At 64.1% G+C, this 24920-nt stretch carries 20 protein-coding genes and 1 tRNA gene; 13 read left to right on the plus strand and 8 right to left on the minus strand.

Features of this window, described 5'->3' with window-relative positions; genetic code table 11:
• Nucleotides 1-80 precede the first annotated feature (80 nt).
• The gene (locus KI609_RS06440) at nucleotides 81-1958 is read left to right on the plus strand and encodes a DEAD/DEAH box helicase (RefSeq protein ID WP_226448288.1); all 1878 of its coding nucleotides are present in this window, start codon (nucleotides 81-83) and stop codon (nucleotides 1956-1958) included.
• A 142-nt stretch (nucleotides 1959-2100) separates the two neighbouring features.
• Nucleotides 2101-3561 carry a GGDEF domain-containing protein gene (locus tag KI609_RS06445; RefSeq protein WP_226448290.1) on the plus strand — a complete coding sequence of 487 codons (1461 nt, stop codon included), beginning with the start codon at nucleotides 2101-2103 and terminating at the stop codon, nucleotides 3559-3561.
• Nucleotides 3562-3658: 97 nt separating this feature from the next.
• Here KI609_RS06445 and KI609_RS06450 read toward each other — a convergent pair whose 3' ends face one another.
• From KI609_RS06450 to KI609_RS06460, 3 genes are all read right to left on the minus strand, one after another.
• Nucleotides 3659-4891, minus strand: a complete 1233-nt coding sequence (locus KI609_RS06450; protein WP_226448292.1) for a multidrug effflux MFS transporter — start codon at nucleotides 4889-4891, stop codon at nucleotides 3659-3661.
• A 274-nt stretch (nucleotides 4892-5165) separates the two neighbouring features.
• Nucleotides 5166-5241, minus strand: a tRNA-Lys gene (locus KI609_RS06455).
• A gap of 85 nt (nucleotides 5242-5326) precedes the next feature.
• Entirely contained in the window at nucleotides 5327-6286 is a 960-nt protein-coding gene (locus tag KI609_RS06460; RefSeq protein WP_413463376.1) for an NAD(P)-dependent oxidoreductase, read from the minus strand.
• Between the two features lie 118 nt (nucleotides 6287-6404).
• Between KI609_RS06460 and KI609_RS06465 the strand changes: the two genes are divergently transcribed.
• A complete protein-coding gene (locus tag KI609_RS06465; RefSeq protein ID WP_226448296.1) occupies nucleotides 6405-7286 on the plus strand; it encodes an alpha/beta hydrolase in 882 nt (293 codons plus the stop codon).
• 150 nt (nucleotides 7287-7436) lie between these two features.
• Here the strand turns inward: KI609_RS06465 and KI609_RS06470 are convergent, their stop codons facing one another.
• On the minus strand, nucleotides 7437-8414 hold the full coding sequence (locus KI609_RS06470; RefSeq protein ID WP_226448298.1) for a GMP reductase: 978 nt from the start codon (nucleotides 8412-8414) through the stop codon (nucleotides 7437-7439).
• A gap of 217 nt (nucleotides 8415-8631) precedes the next feature.
• Nucleotides 8632-9423 carry a hypothetical protein gene (locus KI609_RS06475; protein WP_226448300.1) on the minus strand — a complete coding sequence of 264 codons (792 nt, stop codon included), beginning with the start codon at nucleotides 9421-9423 and terminating at the stop codon, nucleotides 8632-8634.
• Between the two features lie 44 nt (nucleotides 9424-9467).
• Between KI609_RS06475 and KI609_RS06480 the strand changes: the two genes are divergently transcribed.
• Complete coding sequence (locus KI609_RS06480; protein WP_226448302.1) at nucleotides 9468-11942, plus strand: UvrD-helicase domain-containing protein; 2475 nt, start codon at nucleotides 9468-9470, stop codon at nucleotides 11940-11942.
• Between the two features lie 695 nt (nucleotides 11943-12637).
• Here KI609_RS06480 and KI609_RS06485 read toward each other — a convergent pair.
• Nucleotides 12638-13240 (minus strand): hypothetical protein, encoded by a 603-nt coding sequence (locus KI609_RS06485; RefSeq protein WP_226448304.1) that lies wholly within the window; start codon nucleotides 13238-13240, stop codon nucleotides 12638-12640.
• A gap of 389 nt (nucleotides 13241-13629) precedes the next feature.
• Between KI609_RS06485 and KI609_RS06490 the strand changes: the two genes are divergently transcribed.
• The 9 genes from KI609_RS06490 to KI609_RS23020 all read left to right on the plus strand — a co-directional run bounded on the left by KI609_RS06490 (nucleotide 13630) and on the right by KI609_RS23020 (nucleotide 22593).
• Nucleotides 13630-13989, plus strand: coding sequence for a hypothetical protein (locus KI609_RS06490; protein WP_226448306.1), 360 nt, complete (start codon nucleotides 13630-13632; stop codon nucleotides 13987-13989).
• Nucleotides 13990-14144: 155 nt separating this feature from the next.
• A complete protein-coding gene (locus KI609_RS06495; RefSeq protein WP_226448308.1) occupies nucleotides 14145-17672 on the plus strand; it encodes a beta strand repeat-containing protein in 3528 nt (1175 codons plus the stop codon).
• Nucleotides 17673-17719: 47 nt separating this feature from the next.
• Entirely contained in the window at nucleotides 17720-18181 is a 462-nt protein-coding gene (locus tag KI609_RS06500; protein WP_226448310.1) for a hypothetical protein, read from the plus strand.
• Nucleotides 18182-18265: 84 nt separating this feature from the next.
• Entirely contained in the window at nucleotides 18266-19405 is a 1140-nt protein-coding gene (locus KI609_RS06505; protein WP_226448313.1) for a CsgG/HfaB family protein, read from the plus strand.
• On the plus strand, nucleotides 19402-20217 hold the full coding sequence (locus KI609_RS06510; RefSeq protein ID WP_226448315.1) for a sel1 repeat family protein: 816 nt from the start codon (nucleotides 19402-19404) through the stop codon (nucleotides 20215-20217). The genes KI609_RS06505 and KI609_RS06510 overlap by 4 nt, the downstream gene beginning before the upstream one ends.
• Nucleotides 20218-20459: 242 nt before the next feature.
• Nucleotides 20460-20777: a hypothetical protein gene (locus tag KI609_RS06515; protein ID WP_226448317.1), complete on the plus strand. Its 318-nt coding sequence runs from the start codon at nucleotides 20460-20462 to the stop codon at nucleotides 20775-20777.
• 62 nt (nucleotides 20778-20839) lie between these two features.
• The gene (locus KI609_RS06520; RefSeq protein ID WP_226448319.1) at nucleotides 20840-21466 is read left to right on the plus strand and encodes a hypothetical protein; all 627 of its coding nucleotides are present in this window, start codon (nucleotides 20840-20842) and stop codon (nucleotides 21464-21466) included.
• Nucleotides 21466-22182 (plus strand): OmpA family protein, encoded by a 717-nt coding sequence (locus tag KI609_RS06525; RefSeq protein ID WP_226448321.1) that lies wholly within the window; start codon nucleotides 21466-21468, stop codon nucleotides 22180-22182. The genes KI609_RS06520 and KI609_RS06525 overlap by 1 nt, the downstream gene beginning before the upstream one ends.
• Before the next feature lie 12 nt (nucleotides 22183-22194).
• A complete protein-coding gene (locus tag KI609_RS23020; RefSeq protein WP_226450207.1) occupies nucleotides 22195-22593 on the plus strand; it encodes a zinc ribbon domain-containing protein in 399 nt (132 codons plus the stop codon).
• A 20-nt stretch (nucleotides 22594-22613) separates the two neighbouring features.
• Here the strand turns inward: KI609_RS23020 and KI609_RS06535 are convergent, their stop codons facing one another.
• Together KI609_RS06535 and KI609_RS06540 are read right to left on the minus strand one after the other, a co-directional pair.
• Nucleotides 22614-23774, minus strand: coding sequence for a DUF1513 domain-containing protein (locus KI609_RS06535; protein WP_226448323.1), 1161 nt, complete (start codon nucleotides 23772-23774; stop codon nucleotides 22614-22616).
• Nucleotides 23764-24882, minus strand: a complete 1119-nt coding sequence (locus KI609_RS06540) for an imelysin family protein (RefSeq protein WP_226448325.1) — start codon at nucleotides 24880-24882, stop codon at nucleotides 23764-23766. The genes KI609_RS06535 and KI609_RS06540 overlap by 11 nt, the downstream gene beginning before the upstream one ends.
• Nucleotides 24883-24920: the final 38 nt, after the last annotated feature.

A 24920-nucleotide genomic window follows, 5' to 3' on the forward strand; every position in this document is an offset into this window, starting at 1 on the left:
GTTTGATGGTTGATGTTTTTTAACCATTGACGAAGCCAGTCACAGGCAGCGCCTGTGATCGTCTTCGTGAGAGAAAAATCATGACCGACACCTTTTTGGTGCAGGGCGAATTCGCGCCTGCAGATACTTCCTTTGCTGCCGACAATTCCGTGCAGTCTTCCCCTTTGGACGCAGTGGCTGTTTCCGCCGCTGAGGCCGAGGTGGCTGTGACCGCAGAACCCAATGGCTTCGTCGAGTTGGGCCTGGCGCCTGAGTTGGTGCAGGCTGTTGCCGACCTGGGCTACACCCAGCCCACCTCTGTTCAGCTCAAGACCATCCCCTTGGCCATGGGCAGCGGCAATGATTCCACCAAGTTCATTGACCTGATGGTTTCCAGCCAAACCGGCAGTGGCAAAACCGCTGCGTTCTTGCTGCCCGTGCTGCACACCTTGCTCCAGCAGCAAGCTGCTGCCGAGGCCGAAGAGCGTGCCGCTTTTGATCGTGCTGTGGCCGAAGCCGCAGCACGCGGCGAACCCGCACCCAAGCGCGCCAAGCGCAAGGATCCCACCAGCTCGCGCAACTTCAAGGCTGCCACCCCCGGCGCCCTGATCGTGTGCCCCACACGTGAACTGGCACAGCAGGTGGCGCATGACGCCATTGACCTCGTCAAGCATTGCCGTGGCCTGCGCGTCGCCAATGTGGTGGGCGGTATGCCTTACCAGCTGCAGATTGCCAAGCTGCAAAATGCCGACCTCGTAGTTGCCACCCCCGGCCGCCTGCTTGACCTGCAGCGCTCGATGCAAATCAAGCTCGACAAGGTGCAATTCCTGGTCGTCGACGAAGCCGATCGCATGCTCGACCTCGGTTTTTCGGACGATCTGGCCGAGCTCAATCAGCTCACCAGCCAGCGCAAGCAGACCATGATGTTCAGCGCCACGTTTGCGCCGCGCATTCAACAACTGGCCATGCGCGTGATGCACGATGGCGGTGCGTCTGTGCAAAAAGTGACCATCGATTCTCCGCAAGAAAAGCACTCCAACATCAAGCAGGTGCTTTACTGGGCTGACAACGCGCAGCACAAGCGCAAGCTGCTGGATCATTGGTTGCGTGACACCACCATCAACCAGGCGATCGTGTTTGCCAGCACCCAGGTGGAATGTGATGGCCTGGCCAACGACCTGCAACAAGAAGGTTTCTCGGCGGTGGCTTTGCATGGTGCCTTGAGCCAAGGCCTGCGCAATCGCCGTCTGATGGCGCTGCGCGCTGGTCAGGTGCAGATCTTGGTGGCCACCGATGTGGCTGCACGCGGTATTGACGTACCCACCGTAACCCACGTCTTCAACTTCGGTTTGCCCATGAAGGCCGAGGATTACACCCACCGCATTGGCCGTACCGGCCGTGCGGGACGCGATGGCCTGGCCATTACATTTGCCGAATTCCGCGACCGCCGCAAGATCTACGACATTGAGTCGTACAGCCGCCAGCAGTTCAAGGCCGATGTTGTTCCTGGCATGGAGCCTTCGCAGCGTCCTCCACAAGCTCCGCGTGGTGGTGGTGATTACGCAGGCCGCGGTCGTCCAGGCGGCGGTGGCGGTGGTTACGACCGCGACAGCCGTGAACGCAAGTTTGGTGGCCCAGCCCGCGGTAATGACCGTGGTGGTTTTGGTGGTGGTGGCGGTTTTGGTGGCGGCTTCGCAGGTCGTGACAACCGTGGTGCACCAGCCCGCGGTGAAGGTCAAGGCGGTTTTGCAGGCCGTGATGACCGTGGCTTTGCTCCGCGCCGTGACGGCGAAGGTTTTGGCCGCAAGCCCGGGTTTGGTGATGCAGGCCGTGGAGGTTTTGCTCCCCGTGCTGACGCAGGCGCACCGCGCGGTGATTTTGCACCGCGCAAGCCGGGCTTTGCGAAGCCAGCAAGCGGTGGTGGCAAGCCATTCGTCGCCCATGACGCACGCAAGCGTCCTGCGCGTCCAGCACGCTGATCGTTGTTGGCGCAGGTTTGCGCAAGAGGCTTATGTTGAAGGGCTGGCACTGGAAGGTGCCAGCCTTTTTTATTGCCGCGCAGCCTTGCGAGCGTGCTGGGGTATGGGGCCGCGACAATAATTGGCTTGGGAGGAATTTGCTGTGTCGTCTTCTATATCTTCGGGTGCTGACTTTGAGAACATGTTCGAATTGGCCCCGGTGTCGCTCTGGCTGGAAGACTACAGCGCATTGAAGCAGCTGTTTGATCGGTGGCGCGCCGAAGGGGTGGCCGACATACGGGATCACCTCACACAAGATATGGCGCGGCTGCGCGAATGCAGTGCCGCACTCAAGGTGCTGAAAGTCAATCAGCGTACGCTGGATTTGTTCGCTGCAGCAAGCCAGCATGAGCTCGAAGCCAACCTGGGCAAGGTCTTCAGGGATGACATGCACGACGCGGTTGCCGATGAGCTGGTGCAGCTGTGGTCTGGGCAACTCGAGTTTTCGAACCAAACCGTGAACTACGCGCTGGATGGACGCCGGCTGGATGTGCAGATCCACGGGCGCATATTGCCAGGCTACGAAGATACCTGGAGCCGCGTGCTGGTTTCACTGGAAGATGTCACCGCGCAGGTGCGGGGGGGCAACGAGTTGCGGCGCAGCGAACGTTATGCACGGGATCTGTTCGAGCACTCGCCGGTGTCTTTGTGGGTCGAGGATTTCAGCGTTGTCAAAAATTTGCTGGATGGGGTTCGGGCCCAGGGTATTGTGGATTTCAAGACCTTCATCAGGGTGCACCCAGAGTTTGTGACACGTTGCATGCAAGAGATCCGGGTCATTGACGTCAACCAGCAGACCTTGCACATGTTTGGCGCCAGCAACAAGGAAATGCTGCTCAACAACATCGGGCGCGTGTTCCGTGGCGAGATGCACGAGTCGTTCGCCGAACAGTTGTTGGATCTGTGGGATGGGAAAACCTTCCAGCAGCGTGAAGTGGTCAATTACGCGCTGTCAGGGGATGCGGTGTACATCCACATGCAGTTCTCCGTTTTGGCCGACCACCTGGCCGACTGGGGGTTGGTGCTGCTATCGCTGGTGGACATCACGGCACGCAAGAAGGCAGAGGCTTATCTTGAGTATCTGGGCAAACACGATGTACTGACGCAGCTTCGCAATCGGGCCTTTTACGCTGAAGAGCTCAATCGCATCACCCGCAAGGGGCCCTGGCCCTTGTCCATCATTGCGATTGATCTCAATGGGCTGAAGTCGGTCAACGACGAGCAGGGGCACGCGGCTGGTGATTCGATGCTGCGGCGGGTGGGGGAGGTTCTGGCGAAGGCTGTGGATGCGCCTGCCTGTGCGGCCCGTATTGGGGGCGATGAGTTCACGGTGTTGTTGCCGGGCATTGATGAGCGCGGTGCCCAGGCGGTACAGCAGCGCATCCTTTCTCTGCTCGATCTCAACAACCAGTTCTATCCTGGGCAACACCTGAGTCTGGCCATGGGCCTGGCGTGTTGTCAGTCGGGCGATGTGGTGGAGAGCGCGGTCCATCGTGCGGACCAGGCCATGTATGCCGAAAAGAACCGCTACTACCAGCAAAAGGACATGGACCGCCGGCAATAGGGCCGAGACTCCATTGGTGCCGTTTTGCGGGGTGGGCTCTTGTCTCCGAATCGCTGATGCCCATGTCTTGGCTGCCGGTCGGCGCCTGAACTGGCCATCAGTGGCCGACAGGCTCGTTTCCGATGTCTGGCCAGCGATGGTGCAGGTAAACCCAGGCCAGCATTCCTATCCCCATCATCAGCAGCGATGACAGGGCCAGGAGAATGGTCGAGTGCATTACCAAGGGCGCAATGACGCCTGCCACCAAGCCATTGGCGGTGGACCCCACAAACGCCTGCATGGATGAGGCCATCCCTCGCCGCTCAGGGTACAGATCCAGCACCAGCAAGGTCACCACGGGGACCATCAGCGCCCAGCCAAAGGCAAAGATGGCAATAGGCGCGAGCGCCCAGTAAGCGTGCGCGGTGAACAGCAGGTTCGCGGCAAGATTGAAAACCGCCACGATGAACATGATCAGAAAGCCGTGGCGGATCTGCCGCTTGGGTGGGATGCGGCCGGCCAGGCGCCCGCTGCACCAGGCCCCACCCATGATGCCCGATATGGTGAGCACGAAGAACCAGAAGAATTGCGTCGGCGCCAGTGACAGGTGCTCGCCCAGAAAAGCTGGGGCTGACAGCACATACAGGAACATCCCGTTGAATGGAACGCCGCTGGCCAGTGCCAACAACACGAACCGTGCGCTGGAGCCCAGCTCCATATAGCCCTTCAGCAGATGGCTGACGCTGAAAGGTTGACGCTGTTCGGTGTGCAAGGTCTCGGGCAGCAGCCGAAAGTTGGCGGTCCAGAGGATGACGCCTATCAGCGTCAGAAACCAGAAGATGCTGTGCCAGCCCGTATGCACAAACAACCACCCACCAATGATCGGGGCGATGGCCGGTGCGACGCCGAAATAGATCGTGACCTGGCTCATCACCCGTTGCGCCTGGGTGGGGGGAAACATGTCGCGAATGACCGCCCGCGATACGACAATCCCCGCCCCGGTCGACAGGCCCTGCAATGCCCGAAACATCACCAACTGGCCGATCGTTTGGGACAAGGCACAGCCTGCTGATGCCAGGGTGAAGACCGCAATGCCCCACAAAATGACGGGGCGGCGGCCAAAACTGTCGGCCAGCGCGCCATGAAACAAGCTCATGAAGGCAAACCCGAACAGATAGGCCGACAGCGTTTGCTGCATCTCTACCGGCGTGGCACCCAGGGCGGCGGCTATGCCGGAGAAGGCCGGAATATAGGTATCGATGGAAAACGGGCCCAGCATGCCAAGCACCGCCAGCAGAACTGCCAAGGCCCAGCGGGGCGCTTTCCAGAGCAGGTGGGCTTGTGGGTGCATACAGTGAGCGAGGTGTTGGGGCTTGTCAGCAGGACATGTGCGCCTGGATGCTGCCGGTGCCGAGAGCCTGGCGCATTATGCGGGAGGCATGTGGTGTTCGCACGCTTGGCATGCTTCGGTGGTGGTTCCGGGTGCGCCGAACGTTGCACGTATTGATGCGCTACTTTTCAGTCGAGTCAGGCGACCGGTTTGTGTGGAAAAAACCGGTACTTGCTACGACGCACAAAGAAAAAAAGCACTTGGCTTTCGCTAAGTGCTTTTTCGTTCTTAATTTTGGTGGGTCCTGAGTGACTCGAACACTCGACCTACGGATTAAGAGTCCGCTGCTCTACCAACTGAGCTAAGAACCCAAATCTTTTGACGACTTGTCTGCATTGCTGCAGAGCCTCGAATTATGCACTAATTTTTCACTGTCATAAAACTCTGCTGAAAAAATTATTGCATGGCGTTGCGACTGGCCAGCTCCACAAACAACCCGCTGTGGTCCAGTTCGCCCAAGCCATGCTCTATGCCTTGCGCATACAGGCCCTCGAACAAGGCTGTGATGGGGGCGTCGAAGCCGGTTTCCTTGGCCGTTGCCAGCGCGTTGCGCATGTCCTTGAGCTGAACCGCCATGCGGCCCCGGGCGGCAAAATCACGATCCACCATGCGCTGTCCGTGCAATTGCAGGATCCGGCTGTCCGCAAACCCGCCACTGATGGCTTCGCGAACCTTGGCCATGTCTGCCCCGCCTTTGGCCGCAAACAGCAGGGCCTCGGCCACCGCGCCGATAGTGATGCCAACGATCATCTGGTTGGCGAGTTTGGCCAATTGGCCTGCGCCATGAGGGCCCACATGGGTGGCCCGGCCCAGCGCCGCAAAAACAGGTTGCGCGCGCAAAAAATCCTCGGCGCGCCCACCCGCCATGATGGCGAGGGTGCCGGCCTCTGCGCCCACTGTGCCGCCCGAGACAGGTGCATCAAGGTGCGACAGGCTCAACTCGCCCAGGCGGGCCGCATGATCACGGGCCTCGCTGGGCTGAATCGATGCCATGTCAATAAAAAGGGCGCCTTTACGCATGGCATGCGCTGCCCCCAGATCAAACAGCACCTGTCCTACCACCGGGCCGTTCTCCAGCAGGCTGATCACGATATCGGCGTGTGCCACGGCATCGGCGGGGGCGCTATGCACCATCACGCCATCGCCGGCCAGCGGCTCGGCTTTGGCGCGGGTGCGGTTCCAGGCGTGCACCTGGTGGCCGGCGGTGCTTAGACGGCGCGCCATGGGCAGGCCCATCATGCCAATGCCGAGAACGGCGATGCGAAGCGGGGTGTGGGTCATGGCGTCACTCTGATCGGGTTGGTTCTGCGGCTGGTTTTCATCATCATGGGCGCTTTTGGGGCGACAGTCTGTCAAGGAGCTTGCAGCATTGGATGATTACCAAGATGATCCCATGGCGCCTGGCGCAGTGCCCGCAGCCCCGGGCTGCCCCGCCACGCCACAGGCCCATCACAAAACCCAGGAGACCTTGCCCATGACCTTGCCCCTGCACGACCCCGCCTGGCTGGAGCGCATGTACAACAACCGCGCGCTGGTGCCCGACCACATGGACTATCTGGACCGTTGGGCGCAAGACTCAGCCCAGGTCCGGGCCAATTTGCCTTGCGTGCTGGATATACCCTATGGCACCGGCCCGGGCGAGACGCTGGACGTGTTTGCGCCCGTGCACGCGCAGGTGTCGCCCGTGCCCGTGCTGGTGTTTATTCATGGCGGGTACTGGCGGTCGCTTGACAAGTCTGACCACTCGTTTGTGGCGCCATCATTCACCCAGGCCGGGTTTTGTGTCGTGGTCGTGAACTATGCGCTGTGCCCCGGCACGCCCGACGCGCCCGTCACCATTCCCCACATCGTGCGGCAGATGGAGAAAGCCCTGGGCTGGGTGGCGCAAAACATTGCAGGCCATGGCGGCGACGCGCGGCGCATCACCGTGGCCGGGCACTCTGCCGGTGGGCAACTGGCGGCCATGCTGCTGACCAGCCTGTGGCCGCTGATAGGCCACGGCCTGCCCGACGGGCTGGTGCGCAGCGCGCTGTCCATATCCGGTATCCACGACCTGGAACCCGTCATGCACACGCCCATGTACCAGTCGGTTTTGCACATCACAGAGCAGCAGGTGCTGCAGGTCAGCCCGGCGCGGCTGCCAGCGCCACAGCGCGGCGTGCTTTTTTGTGTGGTGGGGGGCGATGAAAGTGCCGAGTTCATTCGGCAAAACCATCTGATGCAGGACGCCTGGGGCAGTCACTTTGTGCCCCGCAGCCAATCATTGCCAGGGCTCAACCACTTCAGTGTGGTGGACGCCTTGGCAAAACCTGGGCATGAACTGCACCAGATGGCGTTGAACTTGCTGCGTGCGTAGAAAGAAGTGTCCCCAGGCGCTTCGCGCCGTTGCACGCACGGGGTTGCCGACATTGCGGAGGGACGACGGCCCCTGCGCGGCGGCCGCAGGTAGCGGCCACGCCCGCCTCACGCATCGGGGTGGCACGTACGTCGCCAGTCCCTGGCGGGATTACATCAGCAGGTGTTCACCCGCGTTGTCGCCGCCCAAAATCACGTAGTTCACCTTGCGGATGTCCATCAGCGTTTTGCCCCCCGCGTAGCTGATGGAGCTTTGCACGTCCTGCTCCATCTCGATCAGGGTGTTGGCCAGTTGGCCCTTGATCGGCTCGAGGATGCGTTTGCCCTCGACGTGTTTGTATTCGCCCTTGTTGAAATCGCTGGCCGAGCCGTAGTACTCCTTGAACAGCTCTCCGTCCACTTCCACCGTTTTGCCGGGTGATTCTTCGTGGCCTGCGAACAGCGAGCCGATCATCACCATGCTGGCGCCAAAGCGAATGCTCTTGGCGATGTCACCATGGCTGCGGATGCCACCGTCGGCAATGATGGGTTTGGTCGCTACCCGTGCGCACCACTTGAGCGCCGACAATTGCCAGCCACCCGTTCCAAAACCCGTCTTGAGCTTGGTGATGCACACCTTGCCCGGGCCTACGCCCACCTTGGTCGCGTCAGCGCCCCAGTTTTCAAGATCGATCACGGCCTCGGGGGTGGCCACGTTGCCGGCGATCACGAAGGCCTTGGGCAGGTGCTTCTTGAGGTAGCCGATCATGTTTTTCACACTGTCGGCATGGCCGTGGGCAATGTCGATGGTGATGAACTCGGGTGAGATGCCCTGCGCCACCAACTGGTCTACCGTGGCGTAGTCGGGCTGTTTCACGCCCAGCGAGATCGAGGCGTAGCAGCTCTTGGCATGCATGTCTTTGATGAACTGGACGTTGTCCAGATCAAACCGGTGCATGACGTAAAAGTAACCGTTTTGCGCCATCCAGACGCAGATTTTTTCGTCCACCACCGTCTTCATGTTGGCGGGCACCACGGGGATGCGAAACGAATGGCTGCCCAGCGTCACGCTGGCGTCGCACTCTGAGCGGCTCTCCACCAGGCACTTGCGCGGCAGCAAAAGAACGTTGTCGTAGTCGAAGATTTCCATGAGATTCCAAGCTCCAGTGAAGGACGCGGCAAAAGGATTTTTGCCGCGGTGGGCGCTTGGCTTGTTGACCGGTTATGCGGGGGCGAACGTGGCGGCTCGCACCGAACCCCGCTGAGCGCGGGCACAAAAAAAAACCGGGCGTCAAGAAACTTGGGCCCGGTGATTGATTCTACCCGCCTCAAAAACGTGCGTCATAACGCTGGCGGTATGACCTGTATTACCTGCACGCAGACTGCGCGGCCGCCATGATCCGGCTCTGGGCATCGTCCACCCAGCCCACCATGTGCAAACGCTCGGCCTGCGCACCTTGGGGGATTTGCATTGGGCGCACCTCCATCCACCGGCGCTGGCGGGGTTTCTTGGAATCGGGGCGGAGGTCCGAGGGTGCCCACACGCCTTCGAGCAGGTTTCTCACGATATGGCGTGGCACGGTGGTGCCATCGGTGCCCGCAGGCACCGACTCCACCAGCACCAGGTGGTAGCGGAATACGCCAGGGGGTGTGGCTTGTGTGTTCTTGTGTCCGTTCTGGTGTGCCGCTGAGCGTGCCCTGGTGTTGGTGTGCTGTGCTGGCGCCCAGGCGATGGCAGTGCCTATGTAGTCGCCGAATGGCAAACCGTGGGCTACGCGCAGCCGGGGCGATGGCGTTGCCAGGGGCAACACCGGTGCGGTGTACACATCGGTAGCTTTGGGCACCTGGCGTCCCAGCGCCTGCAGGCGGATGAGCGCATCGTTGATCGCTGCTGCCGACAGCGGTGCCTCGTCGCCCGATGCCGCCGGAACAATCCAGTCCAACACCACCGCGCCCGGGCTGGACAACGACGATTCCGAAGGTACAGGCGTGGCCGGGTCGGCCCAGCAGGCTTCGCAGTCCGCATTGATGAACCGCTCAAACACCGCTACGGGCTGGGCGGTGCCGTCGCTGCTGCAGCTGGCTTGGGCCATGGCAGAGGGGGCATGCGCCAGCATCGATGCCAACAGGATCGCCAGGGGATGTGCAATGTTTTTCATGGGGCGGGTGGATGGGGGCGCGGGGCGCTTTCTACAATGTCCGCATGTTCCCACAAGACCCGTTTTCGGGCGCGCCAGAAGCCCTGGTGCCCCCACACGCCGGTGCGGCCTCGGCCGCGTCGCCCCTCCTGGCCAACCTGAACGACGAGCAACTGGCTGCCGTCACGCTGCCCACAGGCCATGCACTCATCCTGGCGGGGGCGGGCTCGGGCAAGACCCGGGTGCTCACCACCCGCATCGCCTGGCTGCTGCAAAACGGCTACGCCACGCCCGGCGGTATTCTGGCCGTCACCTTCACCAACAAGGCCGCCAAGGAGATGGTGGCCCGCCTGTCGGCCATGCTCCCGGTGAATGTGCGCGGCATGTGGATCGGGACCTTCCACGGCCTGTGCAACCGCCTCTTGCGCGCGCACCACAAGGCGGCGGGGTTGGCGCAGTCGTTTCAAATTTTGGACACGCAAGACCAGCTCTCGGCCATCAAACGCCTGTGCAAGCAGCACAACGTGGATGACGAGCGTTTTCCGCCCAAACAGCTGTCCTATTTCATCGCCAACTGCAAGGAAGAAGGCCTGCGCCCCGGCGACGTGCAGACGAATGACAGCGACGCGCGCAGAAAGGTCGAGATCTACCAGCTGTACGAAGAACAATGCCAGCGCGAAGGGGTGGTGGACTTTGGCGAGCTGATGCTGCGCAGCTATGAGCTGCTGCGCGACAACGACCCCATCCGCGAGCATTACCAGCGCCGGTTCCAGCACATCCTGGTCGACGAGTTTCAGGACACGAACAAGCTGCAGTACGCCTGGCTCAAGCAACTGGCGGGCAATGAGGTGGACGGGCGTTTTGAAGCGCGTGGCAGCGTGATCGCCGTGGGCGACGACGACCAGAGCATCTACGCCTTCCGTGGCGCGCGCGTGGGCAACATGACCGACTTCGTGCGCGAATTTGATGTGCAGCGCCAGATCAAGCTCGAGCAGAACTACCGCAGCTACAGCAACATTCTTGATTCGGCCAACGCCCTCATCAGCCACAACAGCCGCCGCCTGGGCAAGAACCTGCGCACCACGCAGGGCGCGGGCGAGCCGGTGCGTGTGTACGAGGCCAGCTCTGATCTGGCCGAGGCGCAGTGGATGGTCGATGAGATCAAGCAGCTGGTGCGCAACGACGGCTTTGAGCGCAAAGAGATTGCCGTGCTCTACCGCAGCAACGCGCAAAGCCGGGTGATCGAATCGGCGCTGTTCAACGCCAGCGTGCCCTACCGTGTGTACGGCGGCCTGCGGTTTTTTGAACGTGCAGAAATCAAGCACGCGCTGGCCTACCTGCGCCTCTTGGAGAACCCGCACGACGACACCAGCTTCACGCGCGTGGTCAACTTTCCGCCGCGTGGCATCGGCGCGCGCAGCATTGAGGTGCTGCAAGACGCTGCCCGCGCCGCAGGCTGCTCGCTGCACGACGCAGTGAGCGCCGTGCCCGGCAAGGCGGGCGCCAACCTGGGCGCTTTCGTGTCCATGGTGGATGTGCTGCGCGAGCAGACGCAGGGCCTGAACCTGCGCGGCATCATCGAGCAGATGCTCGAATCCACGGGGCTGATTGAGCACTTTCGCACCGAAAAAGAAGGCGCCGACCGCATCGAGAACTTGCAGGAACTGGTCAACGCCGCCGAGAGCTTTGTCACGCAGGAAGGCTTTGGCCGCGACGCCGTGGCGCTGCCGCTCGATGAGCACGGCACGCCGCTGGGCCAGAGCGCGCAAAGCCCGGTGAGCCAAGGTCTGGACCCGAATGCGCCCGTGCTGGACGAGCCTTTGCGACCCGCCATCCCCGGCATCGTGGACATCGACACTGGCGAAACCCTTTCGCCCCTGGCCGCCTTCCTGACCCACGCCGCGCTGGAGGCCGGTGACAACCAGGCCCAGGCCGGGCAAGACGCCGTGCAGCTCATGACCGTGCACGCCAGCAAGGGCCTTGAATTTGATGCCGTGTTCATCGGTGGCATGGAGGAGGGGTTGGTCCCGCACGAAAACTCTTCTACCGAACGCGACGGCCTCGAAGAAGAACGCCGCCTGATGTACGTGGCCATCACCCGCGCGCGCAAGCGGCTGTACCTGAGCCATTCGCAAACGCGCATGCTGCACGGCCAGACGCGCTACAACGTCAAGAGCCGTTTCTTTGACGAGCTGCCTGAAAGCGCGCTCAAGTGGATCACGCCCAAGCAGCAGGGGTTTGGCTCGTATGCGCCGAGTTTTGCTCCTAAATCAGGAGCTGGTAGCGCTTATGGATCAAGCGCTAGAGGCCAATTTGACTTCAAATCCGAGACATTCGCCAGCCCGCCGGTGCCCGTGCAGAAAACCGCGCCATCGCACGGTTTGCGCGCGGGGATCAACGTGTTCCACACCAAGTTTGGCGAAGGCAAGGTGCTGGCCATCGAAGGCTCGGGTGACGACGCACGCGCACAGGTCAACTTCCCGCGCCACGGCACCAAGTGGCTGGCGCTGAGCGTGGCCAAGCTGACGGTGGTGGAGTGAGCCGCGTGATCTGACCGCCCACCCCGGGCTTTGCTGTCAGCCTGGGCCGCAATGGGGTGGCACGGAAGCTAGGACGCGCATGCACCGCTGCCGGCAGTGCGGGCACCCGGTGGCACCGCGCCGCGATCACAGCGAACGTCCATTGATCCAGCGAACGAGGGGGCAAGGCGCTGGCGTCCAGACTCGGGGCTCTCTGCGGGCGGGTGGGGCCACGCAGCCCCCAGCCGCTCCGCCTTCGTCCAACCCATGTTTGTGTGCTCTGCGAGATCCCGGCCAGCAGGCGGGGATGGCGCCTTGCAGTCCATGGCCCCCGTACAGCTCTCCGCGCCTTGAGAGGGGCTTTGAACAGGCGCCAAAGGGGCCGTGCGCAAGGAACACTGCCCGATGGCATGTTGGCGCCATCAGCGATGCCGTGTGACTGGCACCGCTGAGTTGCCAGAGGAACTATTAGCTATCAATTAGAGAGCTGTTAACGCTTGTTCATCAAGCGCTAGAGGCCATTTTTATCCCATTGGAGAGGTTGACTGGCCCGCCATGCTGCGGCAAAGGATGACCTTCCCCACGGTTTCCATGGTCTCCACGGTCTGCTCGCCGGTGTGCGCCTGTTCCCCGTCCGTCTGGCGAGAACAAAGCGTCGGCCGTTTGCTGGTTGTTGACATCCCTGCGCCGACCGACGCCCCTTCGTGCCACGGCAGTCACGTGGGCAGGCAGCGCGCCGTGGTGTCGGGCAGCGCCAGTTTTTCGGCATACAGCCCGCTGCGCTCGGGAGAAATCAGCGCCCCCAGCCCTTGCATGACCGTGACCTCGCTGCCCGCCCGGGCGTCGCGGTAGCACTTGCCGAGCAATTCCATGGTGGCCATCAACGCCTGCGCCTGCGGCGGTGATGTCTTCTTGAGCGACTCTGCCTGTGCCTTGAGCCAGGTTTCGTAGGCGTCCAGGCTGGCCGCCCCGATTGGGGCCCGCTCGGCCTCGGGAATCATGCTGGCGTAGAGCGCCAAGAGGCTCTGCGCCCCCGGTTGGCCCATCACCAGAACGGCGTCATACCGAGCCTCATACGCACCTTGGCGGTAGATCACGTGGTGGATCTGGTAGCGCAGCGCGCCTTTGTCGCCGCCCAGGGTGCGGATGAGGTCGCGCGCAGCGGCACTGTGTGGGTCGGTCTGAAATTGCGTCTGCAGTGCGGCGGAAATCTGGGCATCTGTGGGGTAGGCAGCTCCTGCGGGTGCTTCCGGCCCGGAGCGCGGCGAGCAGGCCAGAAGTGCGCTGGCCAAAACCATAGTGCCAAGGTTGCGTAGCATGATTAATTTCATATTTATTACAAACGAATGGATATGCCGATTAATTTTCAGTGGTTTGTTAATTTCAAAATGTTATTGTGAGTTTGATTATGATTTTAAGTGTAATTAAATGCTGCCAAATTAAGGAGAAAGTTTTGAGAGGCGTTCAAGACCTGTCTGTGGGAATCTTTCATTTTGGGGTGTAGGACGCAGGCCTGCATGCCGCCCTGTTAGTGCGTTTGCAAGGATTTTTATAGATCGTGCAGCTGTGGATAACCCATGATTCACGTATTTGAAAAATGGCTACATTTCTTTACTCCGTGATGGCGCTGTCTCTTCAAGAATTCGTTTCGCAAGCCGCTTCTGGGCTGCTCGTCGATTAATGTTCAACTTCTTGAAGGATTATTGATATGCGCAAAATTGCCATTACTGCCCTGGCTTCGCTGGCCATGACCTGCGGCGTCGCCTTTGCCCAGAGCGGCAACGTCACGATCCCTGGCCTGCTGTCGGGCAAGGGCTCCTCTGGCTCTGAAGTCACCAACAGCCGCATCACCGTGACCGGCAACAAAGCCACCAACGTGATCGCGGGTGGCGGCAAGGCGGGCATCAAGGTGGCCGAGGTGTCGATGGAAGGCGTAGCCAACGTCAACAGCATCAACATCACGGGTTCCAAGATCCGCAATTCGGAGATCACCGTGAGCGGCAACGAAGCCACGGACATCAAGGCGATTGGCGGCACGGCCAACGTCAACACCATCAACATCAACTGATGGACGGTGCGAGGGATACCGCGCGCCCTTCTGGGGCCGCCGTGCCCGCCGTGCGAATGGGCCACCAGGCGTGTCGCCAGGTGGCCAGCACCTTTTGACAACCTCAAAGATCGCAAGTGCCTAAGACGCCATCCCCTCTCACCGTGGCATGCCTGATGGGCTTGACCACCGCCGTCGCGCCTGTACACGAGGCGGCAGCGCAGGAGTCCATGCTGGCCGGCCTGGGCTGGCACAAGAACAGCGTCGGAACACAGGTGGATGCGGGCAGCCAGCTCCAGGTCCAGGGCAATCGCTCGTCGGGGCCGGTGGTTTCCACCGGCGGCAAGGGGTCTGCCCTGGCCAACGCGGGCATGCGGGTCGATCTGGCTGGCACCGCGCAGGCCAATGCCGTGGGCTTGGCGGCCATGGACGTGCGGCAGTCCCAGATCGCGGTGCTGGGCAACCAGGTCACAGGCTTTGTGAATGCGCTGGGGGGTGCCGCCACGGCCAATGTGGTGTTGGCGGCCAGCGCTACGGGCGCTCAGCCACTCACGGCAAGCCGTCTGGTGGTGGTGGGCAACCGCGCCGCAGACATTGCTGCTTTTGGCGCCAAGTCCGAGGTGCTGCTGGGTACGGGATCGTTGCAGATGCCGGGCCGTGCCACTGCCAACAGCGTGTTGCTCGATGCCACGGCGGTGCGCAACACGGAGGCTGTGGTTTCCGGCAACGATGCCCTGCGGGTCACCTCGATCGGCGGATCGGCGCTGGCCAACGCCCTCACGGCCGCTCGCAGCGTGCTGGAGAACACCCGCATTGTGCAAACCGGTAACCGTGCACAAGAGGTGCGCGCGGGCGGTGGCAGTGCTGGCGTGGGGCGGGGCACCCTTGCCCAGGTAGACCTGACCGGGGTCGCGGGGGCCAACGCGGTGGCGCTGGCGTCCAGTGAACTGAGGGGCGCGCGGTTGTCCGTGGTGGGCAACCAGGCGGCGCAACTCACGGCCACGGGCGGCAGCGCTCTGGCCAACAGCATCAGTTTTGCAGACCACCGCCTCGCCGGATCGGCTGGCTACCAGGCGGCCGTCTCGGCCAATTCCGCACGCAATGTGCAGGCCTTCGGTGGTGAAGGCTCCATTTTGGGCGGAGCGCTTGCCGATGTCCGCGTGTCGGCCACAGCCTTGGCCAACACCATTTCCGTGAGCCGGGGGGAACTGGCCGAGGCGCCGGTGCACCAGATTGTGGGCAACACTGCGCAGGATGTCGTGGCCACGGGCGGCGCTGCTGTGGCCAATAGCGTGTGGCTGGACGCCGCACGTGTGAGTGGGGGTACGTTGGTCGTGGCGGGCAACGATGCCAACACCGTGCGCACCACGGGCGGATCAGGCGGCGTAGGCGGTGGCGTGGTGGCGGCATTGGACCGCAACGGGCGCGCACTGGCCAATGCTGTCGCGGCCGACCAGCAATCCACCCTGGAGCGGTCCGCCGTTGCGATGGTTGGTAATCGCGCGCAGTCCGTGACAGGGTCTGGCGGGCTGGCGGCTGTCAATGCCCTCACCGTCAGTGAAGGCCGCGTGCAAAACACGAGCGTTTCACTGGCCGGCAATCGAGCCGACGGCGTGCGGTCCACGGGCTACTCCGCGCAGGCGGGCGGCGGCGTTCTTTTTGCGGCCACGCAGCAGTCGGTGGCCTTGGCGAATGCCATTGCGGTCACGGGCGCGCAACTGGACGCGCAGTCTGTGGCCGTTGTGGGCAACACGGCGTCACGCCTGGATGCACGGGGCGGCGCGTTGCAGGCCAACAGCGTGGCACTGGAAAGCGGGGCGGGCTCTGCATCACACCTGTCGGCTGCGGGCGCGCTCACCGGCAACACCGCCACCGATATGACCACGGCCGCAGATTCCGCATCCGCGGTGGGGGGGCTGGCGGGGCGCGAAAGCCGGGCGCGGGCTGCTGCCAATGCATTGGTGCTGCATGACCGGTCCTTTATGGACACCGCGTCCCCCTGGCTGATTGCCGGCAACACCGCACGCGGCGTGCATGCCACTGGCGGCACGGCGCTGGTGAATGCGCTGGCGGCCTACCGCGGCGCGCGCGTGCAGGGCACGCCCGTGGTCATCGCGGGGAACGTCGGAGAAAACATCCGCGCGAGCGGTGGCTCGTCGCAGGCGCTGGGCGTGGGTTCGGGTTCCAACGGCGTGCTGGCGGCCAATGGCCTGTATATGGATGGCTCCGGCGACACGTCGCTGGCGCGCAGCGCGCTGCAGGTGGTGGGCAACAGTGCGCGGCAGCTGGACGCGCAGGGCGGCCGCATCAATGCCAATGCGTTGTCTATCAACGCCGAAGGCCGTGTCGACGGCACGACCGTGTCCGTGGCCGGCAATGTGGCCTCGAATGTGCACAGCGAAGGGCGTGAAGGCACGGTCGGCGGCTTTGCAGCGTTTGGCAAGGGGGTAGGGCAGGCGAACGCCAATGCCGTTCAGGTGCTGGGGGCCATGCGCGCCGCCAGCCTGCAGCTGATCGGGAACTCGGCCAGTAGCGTGGGGGCAAGCAATGGGCTGGCAGCCGCCAACAGTTTCTCGCAGGGGGCTGCGGGCCGCGTCGATGGCGTGCAGGCCCTGATTGCGGGCAACTCGGCAGCCTCCACCCAGGCGGACCAGGGCAGCACGGCACTGGCCAACAGCGTGCAGGTGGACGGCACACTGCAAGGCAGTGCCGTGCAAGTGGTTGCCAACCAGGGTAGTGCGCGTGCGGCCGGTAAAGACGCGCTGGCCAACAGCGTGCGCAGCCAGAGCCGGGGACGTGTCGGAAGCTCCACCATCACGGTGGCCGCCAACCAGGGCGCTGCGCAGCAAGGCGTGGCCAACAGCGTGGACGTTGCGGGCACCCTGCAGGGCGGCAGCATCACCATTCTGGGCAACCAGGGGTCGGCGCGCGACGGCGGCGTGATCAACAGCGTGGTGGGTGATGCGCGCATGGCGGGCAGCCAGATCACCATCCTCGGCAATGCCGGCTCGGTCAGTGGCGGGTTGGGCAACAGCGTGCGTGGCGAAGGCAGCGTGACCGCTTCGAACATCACCATCCTGGGTAATCAGGCCAGCGTTCAGGGCAGCGGCCAGGTCAACAGCGTTTCGGGCGCAGGCTCCATCAAGGGCAGCCAGATATTGATTGCTGGCAACGCGGGGCGCGCAAGTGGTGGTGGCACGGTCAACAGCGTGCGCAACCGCGGCAGCATGGCCGGTGCGCAGGTGGTGCTGTCAGGCAATCAAGGCGATGCCACGGGCGGTGGCACCGTCAACAGCGTGGACAACCGGGGCCAGTTGTCGGGCCGGGTGGTGATTGCGGGCAATCGGGGCTCGACCACCATGGGGGGCACCGTGAACTCGCTGGTGAATCAGGGTGTGATGGCTGGCAGCGTGATGATTGTGGGCAACCAGGGGCGCGCCATGGCCGGTGGCGTGTCCAACTCGGTCGTCAACCAGGGCGTGATCACTGGCGCCGTGACCATTGTGGGCAACATGTCCATGGCTGCGGCGGGCATGACATCCGGCAGTGTGCGCAATGTCGGCGGCGCCATCACGGGGGTCGCCGGGGTGGCCGCCAACACACCGTTTGCTGCGAACCCTGGCTACACATACACCGTGCCGTCGACAGGCATCGTGAACCAGTCCGTCACCGTGTTGCCTGCGGTGACTCTGCTCAGCATGTAGCGACGTGGTTTTCTGTTTTATTTTTTCCGTGCATCGAAGGAGTTGACATGAAAAACCTGGGTCGATCTTTTCACAGCCGGTTGCGTGCAGGGGCGGGGCGTCGGGCCTTGCTGGCGGGTGGCCTGCTGTGTATTGCTTGGGGCGCCCAAGCCCAGATGGTGAACTACGGCGAGCAGCTGGGGGCTTACAAAGACATGGCCCAAAGTGGCGTTCGCTTGAACGATGGCGTGTATCCCTCGGTCAGTGCCAAGGCGCGGGTCAACCGCGCCATCGCGCAAAACACATTGGTAGACCAAAGCGCCCTGTTGCAGCCCGACGGCACGCTGCTGCTGCCTGAGAACCAGAAGAACATCGTGATCCGCAGCACGTATTCGGACGTGCAGCGGTCTGCGGACGGCACGCTGCGCATTGCCAGCCCGGTGATCCAGGGCAACGTCAACGGCAACGTGACGCTCTACGTAGAGGGCAAGGGCGTGGAGAACATCACCGTATTGAACTCGCGCCGCTAGGCCGCGCCCTGCCCGCTGCGCAGGACGGCCCCGAGAGAGAGCGGGGCGCCGGGACACCCGATAACAACACGATCCATAACAACCATGACAAGAAAAATTCTGCGATGGACGGCGCTCGCACTGGCCGCTGCAACGCTGGCTGGCTGCGCGTCGACCGAGAACGCGTTGAAGGACGCCAACACCCTGCTGGCAGAGCGCGAAGCCGACAAACTGCTGCCCGTGACCAACCTCAGCCCCTATTCGCTGGCCTTGGGCCGGTTTGGGCGGATGCTTGATGTGTACAAAGAGGGCGATCCCGTCATCTACATGCAGACGCGCAGCATCCTGGACGCGACCAACCTTTCCAGCCCCCTCGTGGGCGCAGAGATACCGGGGGATATCACCGAGATGGTGCGCACCGCCGTCAATCGCATTGGCGCGCGCGTGGTGTATGTGCCCTACCACCCCGACTACCTGATATCGCAGGCGCAGCTAGGGGCCAAGTTCGGTGTGACGATGCCGGACTTTCTGATCACGGGGGCGCTCACCGAGTTTGACCGCGCTATCGCAGGTGCGGGCCGTGTGAATTCGGCCGGCATCGAATTCGGTGGCGGCAACGGCAAGGTGACGCTGGGCGGTGATGTCAAGCGCACGGCCATCTATTCCGCGCTGGCGCTGGACCTGAATCTGGTGAGCTTCTCCACGCAGCAGATGGTTCCGCAGATTCAGGCATCCAACGTGGTGAAGGTCCTGAACTTCAGCTCGGAGGACAACGCCAGCCTGGGCTTCTACGGGGATGCCTTCGGCTTCAAGCTCGAAGGCAAATACCTGCAGGGGCGCCACTCTGCCATTCGCACCCTCGTGGACCTGAGCGTGCTTGAACTGGTGGGCAAGGCCACCAACACACCGTACTGGCGTTGCATTCCCAACGGCAAGCCCGACCCCGTGGTGGTGGACAACATGCGCAGCGCGTTCAATGGCCTCAGCCCCGAACTCAAGCTCGGACTGATTCAAGTGACCCTGCGCAAATATGGCGAGCCGGTGCAGGTGACCCAGAAACTGGACGATGCCACCCGGCAGGCCCTTGAGAAGGTGTATGGCACACGCTATGCATCGCTTGGCGCGGTGGACGTGATGACCTGGCAGGGCTTCGAGCCGCTGTTTTTTGGTGTTCCGATGGCCTGGGAAGTGGCGCAGGCCCCTGTGGCGGGTGCGCCGGCTGTCAAGGTCAAGGCGGGCTCATGAAGCGTGCCATTTGGACGTTGCAGGGCTGGAGCCTTTGTATCGCCAGCGCCGGCCTGCACATCGCCGCCATGGCGCAGGTGCCCCCGTCCCCGCCGGTGGCTCCTGCTGCGCCTGGCAGCCCGTTGGCGCCCGCCCAGGCCCCTGCGCCTGCTGCCAATGTGGGCGCGCGGTTTGTCGAGGCCTGCAACCAATCTCTGGAGCGCGGCGTGACTGACCTGGGCTGCCAAGGGCCCATTTACCGCAATGAACTGGAGCGCCTCAAGCGTGAGGCGCTGACCACGCAGAACCCCCAGTTGTTGTCGTTTGTAGGCGGTGCCTACGAGAACCCGCGCTCGGGCCTCGGGGACATGGGCCAGGCCTACCGCTGGTACCTGCTGGCGGCCGTGCGCGGAGACCCTCGGGCCATGCAGCGCCTGACGGAGATGAATCGAAAGGGGCAGGGCGTGCCCAAAGACAGCGTGAAAGCGCTGGGTTATGCGCGGTTGCTTGAGCGACTGGCGCAGCCCAACAGTGATCCCCAGCGACACGCCGCCACCGTGATCAACGAGCTGGGTTCAGAGATGGCGGTGGAAGAAGTGGCCTTGGCCGAACGTTTTGCTGCCGAGCTGGAGGCCCGTATTCAGCGCCAGGCAACCGCAGACACGGGCGCCGTGGGCGGCCCGCCACAGCCGGCAATGTCCCCGGCGCGGCCCGGCGGGGGACTGCCGGGGATTTCTTCGGTCCCGCGAAACAGGGTGGTGACGCCGCCCTCTGCGGATGCGCCCGCAGGGGGTGGGTTGCCCGGCATGCCGGGGAAAGCGGCGCCGCAATGAAAAGGGCCGGCTTGCGGCATCCACAATGTCGGCGTGAATGCGCCGAAATGGAGGTGTCGGTGCACCGCGCTGTTGTTGTGGTTCGTGTTTTGATGGCCAGTACGCTTGTTCTTGGCGGGGCTCTGGCCTTCGCGGCGGGGCCGGTGGGCCCCATGGGGCCCGTCGGGCCGGTGGGCCCATCGCGGTCCACGTCCCCGGTTGAATCGCCCGGTGCTGATCTTCATCGCACCCCTCGGCCACCCATGCGCGCCCCTTCCGCCGCGCCGGGTGCTGCCCACGGCGCCCCTGCAGGCGCCGCCACCAGCACCGGCAACCACATCGAAGTGACAGGCAACACCGCTGTGGGCACACGGTGCGCGCAAAACGGCACGGCGTCCGTCAACAGCGTCGACGTGTCGCGCGCCCGGCTCGACGGCCAGACCGTCGTCGTGCAGGGCCGCAACATCCAGAACGTGGATACGCGCGATTGCCCACCACACACCGCCGGCGCTGCGGCGGGCCACAAGGCGCCCGGGGCGCCCGAGGTGCCAGCCCAGGTCAACAGCATCCGTATCCGCTGAGGCACAAAACACCGCGCACTGCCACCCCACACCAACCAACAACCACCTTCAAGAGAATGACCATGAACCGATTCACCCCTACCCAGCACAGCCTGCGGCGCGGCGTGCCCACCTGCGGCCTTCTGGCGGCGGCCCTGCTGTTGGGCGCCTGCAAAGACCAGGCCCCGGATGCGCCCCAGCCCGTGGCTGCGACGCCCGCAGCCGGCGCCATGCCTGCCGCCGCCCCACCGCCAGCGGCGGCACCTGCTGCCGTGGGCACAGCACCCGCCGGTGCGGCACCGGTCGCGGCAGCGGCGACGGCTGCCGCACCCAGGAAGGTGGCCTTGTCGATCCAGGGCGTGGCGCCTGCCGGGGTGACCGTGCGGGTCAAGGGTGTGGAAATCGGCGGCGATGCCACAGTGCTGGATGTGAGCATCTCGTTTGCCAACCGCATCACCGACACCACCATGCTGGCCCTGGCCGACACGTATCTGCAGGACGAGAGTGGGGCGCGTCTGCACATCAAGCGGCCCGATAACAACCGCGACATGACCATCCGCGAAGGCGAGACGCTGGACGGGCAACTGGTGTTCATGGGGGCCGTGGCCCCCTCGGCGCGCAAGCTCAAGCTGGTGTTCAACGATGGCAACCAGGGCGACAACATCGTGGCGCCGGGGCTGGTCATCGACCTGCCGTTGCAGGGCGTTTGATGGTGTGCGAAGCCATCGCGGGAGTGCTGGCGCGGCGGGAGGCCTTCGTGCTGGCGGCGGCTCTGGCTGTGCCGGGCATGGCCAAGGCGATCGATGTGGTGCGCAGCGGCCGGTCGCTGGCCGCAGTGCCGACACATCTGGTGCCTGCATCGGGGGCGCCTTCCACGGTGCTGCAGCGGCAAGGTGACGCGGGCGGTCTGGCGGCGCAGTCCCCGCAGACCACGCTGCAGCCCAGCACCGGGCCGCGCACCCTGTTGCGCGAGGCAGAGGTTCCCGCCCACCGGCTGGAGCAGACGCGCGCGCTGCTGGCCGAGCTCAAGGCCCGCCCCACGCCCGAGCAGGCTATTTCCATTGATTTACCGGCCGATGTTTTGTTCGATTTTGACAAGGCCGAACTGCGTGTGGATGCGGCGGCGTCGCTGGACAAAGCCTCAGAGCTGATCAAGAGCTACCCCACCGCACCGCTGACGGTGGTGGGCCACACCGACGGCAAGGGCACCGATGCCTACAACGACAGCCTCTCGCTGCGCCGCGCGGATGCCGTGGCGCAAGTCCTGCTGCGCCAGACGGGCCGTCAGGCCCATGCCGAGGGCCGTGGCAAGCGCCAGCCGCTGGCGCCCAACACCACCCCTGACGGGCGGGACGATCCGCAAGGGCGGCAACTGAACCGGCGCGTCCAGATTCTGATCGGGGTGCCCCCTGGCGTGAAAAGATAGACCATGGCACTCATGCGTTGCCCGGAATGTGGGCGTGAAGTTTCGTCGCAGGCACCTGCCTGCCCTTCCTGTGGGTACCCGCTGCAGGGCAACGGGCCACCATCTCAGGGGCCGAAGAACGCACTCCAGTCGCCGCACCTGTGGGGCCGTGTGGCCATGGTGCTGGGCGCTTGGCTGATCACCCCCTGGATCGCACGTCTCATCGTGGCGCTGGCGGTGTGTGTGTGCTGGCGTATTTCATGTTCACCGGGCGGTAATGTGGCGCAGCGCGCAGCGTCTGCGTGCTGCGGTATGGCCAGGTGCTCATCATCTGGGCCCTCGCATTCGTGGGGTTCCCGATGCCTACCGCACGGCCATGTGTGCGACAGCGGCAAAGATAGTGCATCAATTTACTATATTTTTGATAGCTAATGGCGCTTGTTCAACAAGCGCTAAGGCCGATTTTTGGTGACATTTTCATGTGCCACGCCCCAGTGGTTGTCCAGCCGCGCACCTTGCAGGCTGGCGCCATGCGGATGGCTTACCCGCGCAGTGGCCTGTGCATCCTGCAGGCTGGCACCCAGGCCTGCCGCCCACAGCGCACCGTCGCGCACCGCCAGCGCGCACACCTGGGGCAGCGGCACCAGGCCCTGCCACCCCCCCCGCAATGAAAACGTGGCGATGCCGTGGGCGCGCGGGCAGCTCACTGCCCAGCCGGTGGGTGTGGCGGCCATGCTGCCGCCGTAGCCGTGAATGCTCTGCGCGATGTGCTGGGGCGTGGGCACTACGCGAAGCGCCATGCCGTCGAACAGGGCCAGCACGGGGGCTGCGTCTTTGACGGCAGCGTCGTTGTGCTCGGCCTGCAACGCGATGCCCAGCGTGGTTCCATCGGGGCTCCAGGCCAAGTGGCGCAGGCTCAGGCGTTGGTCCTGCAGGCGCCATTGGCCCCGCAGCCTGCCCGTGCGGGCGTCGAGCCGCACGAGCGATGAGTCCATGGCGTCCAGGTTGCGCTTGACGCGGCCGATTTCGGGCGTGGTGGGCACGCCGCCGTTGGCGACGATCAGGGTGGCGCCGCCGTTGCCTTTGCCGGCCTGCGTGTCCCAGATCAATTCGTGCGCGTCGATGCCGTGGGTGGGCCACTCGGTGGTTTTTGCGAGCGTGCGAGCGTCGCGCACCACGACCCAGCTCGCGCCGGTCTCGGCATCGGTTTCGGTGGTGTAGATCCGCTGGCCGTCGGCGCTGGCCAGTACATGGCCGTTGAAGGAGCGGTCTCCGTCTTGCCACAGCCACTGGGGCTCTCCGCCAGCGCCGGGCCGCCACCGCACCAGCCAGTCGCCGGGCCTGCGGGCGGTGGCCAGCACCGACCCGTCGGGCAGCACACACAGGCCGTGGGCGCGCGTCGGCACTTCCAGCGCGGCGTGAATCTGCAGCGCCTGCCCAGCGCCTTCCTGTGTGGACAGCAGGCCGATGTGAAAGCTGCCCTGGCGCTCCCAGGCAGCGGCCAGTCGAACGCGATCACCGACTTTGGCGAATGCCGTGCCGGGGGTAATCACGCAGGCGCCCAGGCCCGCGAGAGTGGCCAGCGCATGGCGGCGGCGTAGGTCAGTCGCCATCGGCGTCCGAGAAGCCAATGCTCACCTGCAGCGCAGGCGCCACTTCGGATTCGGCCAGGAACTTCAGCGCGGCCAGGTCGCGCACGGTCTGCTGGATGGCTGTCTTGTCCTGCAGGCCGGACTTCTGCACCTGGGCCATCGACGCGTCGACCTTGTCGGTGGCCTGGCGCAGCGTGTCGGCCAGCGGGTTCAGGCCCTTGCCGCGCAGGACCATCTCCAGCGGCACCAGAGCCTCGCCAGCGGCAGGGATGCTGGCGCTGGCGGGCAAGGCGGTCAGGCTGCGCAGACTGCCCCAGGTGGCGGCCCAGGCGGCCAGCGTGGTGCCGCTGGCGGTGCGAGGGTAGTCCGGCGTGCGGGTGCGGGATCCCGATCCAGCGGCGCGCAGCGGCTTGTCCATCTGTGCCCAGCGCAGGCGTTCGATGCCGCCCACCCACTGGTTCACGAATTCGCTGATGGCCTGGGTGGATGCCTCTTGCTCGTCCTCGGCGCCCCAGTCGGTGGTCGCCGCGTCGGCATAGGCCTTGGCGAGTGCGGCCGATTCACGCGCCACGTCCTGGGCCACCTCACGGGCGTAGCTGCAGGCAGGGCTACCGAGCTGGGCGGGGCGCGTCCACAGCAGCCATTCCAGTGCGGGCAGGCCTTTGGCTGGCGTGCCGATGCGCTCGAAGGCCTTGGCGCCCTGGGGCTGGGCAGCGATGGCTTTGTCGATCAGTGCAGGGCGTGTGGGCGTGAAGTCGATGGCGCGTTGGCTGCGGCGTGCGATGACCGGGCCGACGGACACGGCGGCGAGCTGCTCCCACGCGCGGGCTGTGGCCTGCCAGGCGGTGCGTGCGGATTCGAGCGCGGTCGTGCCGTCTGCCGCCGGCACCTGGCACAACGCCGCCACGGCGGGCACCAGGGCGCGCGCATCGCGGTCAAAGTCCTGCGCGCGCGGCAGAGTCCAGTGGCCGTAGATGCCTTGCAGGGCATGCACCGTGTCGTAGAAGGGCACGGCGTTGCGCTGCCAGGCCGGGATGGTGGGTGCAGTGGGCGCCGCAGACTGTGCCTGCGCTGCGAGAGGGGGCAGGGTGGCCAGCAGCAGGGCGGCTGCAAGGAGGGATGTTTTCATCGACGGGCCGCCCCAAGATGAAAACGCGGCCCCCTTGG

The organism is Acidovorax radicis, from assembly GCF_020510705.1.
Classification (GTDB): Bacteria; Pseudomonadota; Gammaproteobacteria; order Burkholderiales; family Burkholderiaceae_C; genus Acidovorax; species Acidovorax radicis_A.